This window comes from Aliamphritea spongicola, from assembly GCF_017051665.1.
GTDB classification, from domain to species: Bacteria; Pseudomonadota; Gammaproteobacteria; order Pseudomonadales; family Balneatricaceae; genus Amphritea; species Amphritea spongicola.
On record NZ_JAFIDL010000023.1, the window covers coordinates 1 to 668 of the forward strand.

1 pseudogene is annotated in these 668 nt (G+C 48.1%); it reads left to right on the plus strand.

Features of this window, described 5'->3' with window-relative positions:
- Positions 1 to 102 precede the first annotated feature (102 nt).
- A pseudogene (locus JYB63_RS22550) lies at positions 103 to 668 on the plus strand (hypothetical protein); the annotation flags it as partial.

Genomic DNA, 668 nt, shown 5'->3' on the forward strand with positions numbered 1-668 from the left:
CAGCACGCGGGGCGCGGAAACGGCCTGTGTAGCACGTTTGATAAAACTAACCAACATTCCCGATACAACCTAAAACAACTCGATACACATTAGGGGCATCTAATGAGCAAACAACATTTTCAGCGTTTTGATCAGAATTTTGAAGAAGCTACCCATGGTCGCCAATTTATCGACTCACCGGGTCACATTGATATGACATCCATGAACATTTTGTACAGTTCAGTGGATACCGTTCGCCAGTTGTACAAGCTGAGACTAAAAGAAGCCCTCATTGAAGACATGCAGCAGGCCCTGGAAGGGATACCAGGCGGCAAGGTTGTCTATACTTTTGCCGGGTACCAATGGATGCTGAGACGGGGTGGTGCATCGGGGTATCAGTTTAGCCTGCAAAACGCGGAATTGGGCTTAGTGCTCCTGCTAAAAAGTCGGTACGCCAAGTTAGAAGCATCTGGTACCCATCTCAAGATTGAAGTCTCACCGAAGATGATCTTTGATAATACGGCTGAAGACCTGCAGATCGTGCTGAATAGCTATGCGGATATGGTCTCTGTGGACAGTTTATATAGCCCTGCAGGTGTCGCCATCCACTTAGCGTGTGACTATCAGGGCTGGGAACCTCCAAAACACTTCGTAGAGAAGATCACCTGCAGGTCGCGTAGAGTATCAGA